Annotated in this window: 1 protein-coding gene and 1 pseudogene; one reads left to right on the plus strand and one right to left on the minus strand. The window is 73.4% G+C overall.

Going from position 1 to position 1,707, the window contains the following annotated elements:
• On the minus strand, positions 1–1,157 hold a 1,157-nt coding region (gene serC, locus QH283_RS27850), incomplete at its 3' end, for a phosphoserine transaminase (RefSeq protein ID WP_280505896.1).
• 279 nt (positions 1,158–1,436) lie between these two features.
• Here serC and QH283_RS27855 point away from each other — a divergent pair.
• Positions 1,437–1,707 (plus strand): annotated as a pseudogene (locus QH283_RS27855) (hypothetical protein); the annotation flags it as partial.

The following is a 1,707-nucleotide window of genomic DNA, read 5'->3' on the forward strand; positions in this document are numbered from 1 at the left end:
CTCCCCCCGCGCTCCGGGGCCGCGGCGGCGGGGGTCCAGCGCCCCCCCACCACCCAGTCGATGGCGCGGGTCAGCTGCGAGACGTCCTCGGGGTCGATGGCCGGGAACATGCCGATGCGCAGCTGGTTGCGGCCCAGCTTGCGGTAGGGCTCGGTGTCGACGATGCCGTTGGCGCGCAGGATCTTCGCCACCTGGGCGGCGTCGACGCCCTCGGCGAAGTCGATGGTGCCGACGACCTGCGAGCGATGCGCCGGATCGGTCACGTACGGGGTGGCGTACTCGCTGGCCTCGGCCCAGCTGTACAGGCGCGAGGAGGAATCGGCGGTGCGCTTGACCGCCCAGTCCAGGCCGCCGTTGCCGTTGAGCCACTCGATCTGGTCGGCGAACAGCAGCAGGGTGGCCAGCGCCGGGGTGTTGTAGGTCTGGTCCTTGGTGCTGTTGTCGATGGCGACGGGCAGCGACAGGAACTCCGGGGTCCAGCGGCCGCTCGACTTGATCTCCTCGACACGCTCGAGCGCGGCGGGGCTCATCAGCGCGATCCACAGACCGCCGTCGGCGGCGAAGCACTTCTGCGGCGCGAAGTAGTACACGTCGGCGTCGGTGATGTTCACCGGGAGGCCGCCCGCGCCGGAGGTGGCGTCGATGGCGATCAGGGCGTGCTCCGAGCCCGCGGGGCGCTGCACCGGGATGGACACGCCGGTGGAGGTCTCGTTGTGGGCCCAGCCGATGAGATCGGCGGCGGGATCGGCGACCGGCTCGGGCGCGCTGCCCGGCTCGGAGGACACGACGATGGGATCACCGATGAACGGGTTGCCCTTGGCGACCGCGGCGAACTTGCTGGAGAACTCGCCGTTGGTCAGGTGCAGCGAGCGCTCCCGGATCAGGCCGAAGGCGGCCGCGTCCCAGAAGGCGGTGGTGCCGCCGTTGCCGAGCACCACTTCGTAACCGTCGGGCAGCGAGAACAGCTCGCGCAGCCCGGAGCGCACGCGGGCGACCACGTCCTTGACCGGCTTCTGCCGGTGCGAGGTTCCGAACACCGAGGCGCCCACCCGCACGAGGGACTCGAGCTGCTCCGGGCGAACCTTGGAAGGGCCGCAGCCGAAGCGTCCGTCGGCGGGCTTGAGGTCGTCGGGGATGGTGGGGAACGCAGAGGTCATGGCCACCAGGGTAAAGCGTGTCCTACCTGCCCGATCACAGCGGGTGGGCCTCGGCGCGCCAGGGGAGCGCCGAGCCCGCCACGAGCGTGTGACCGGTGTCGCACGGCCCGCGCGCGCACTAACGAACCGCCCAGGGCCAAGGCGGCAGCGAACTCCCTCTGGCGGCCGTGCGGGGGGCGCCCCCCGCGCGGCCGCCCGGCCGCGCTGACGGCCGAGGCGCGGCGCGAACTGCTGCTGCGCGGCCTTCCCGGCACCGCGCTGGTGGTGGGGGTGCGTCCGGTGCGCGGGCGCCGCGGGTGGCCGCTGCCCAAGCCGCCGACGCGCCGGATCGGCCCGCGGCGAACCGGCGGCGACGATGGCGAACGGCTATGGCAGGTCAGGGTGCGCCTGGACGGTGAGCTGCCCTACGACACCGTCGTGCGCCAGCCGGTGCCGCGTGCGGACCTGCCGCGCATGCTCCCCGGCGACACGGTGCTGTGCCGGGTGGACCCGGGCGACCGAGGTCGCGTCGTGCTCCACCTGGGCAGCGCCTCGGCCGCGGCGGGTGGGG

The sequence above is a fragment of the Nocardia farcinica genome, from assembly GCF_029867845.1.
GTDB classification, from domain to species: Bacteria; Actinomycetota; Actinomycetes; order Mycobacteriales; family Mycobacteriaceae; genus Nocardia; species Nocardia farcinica_A.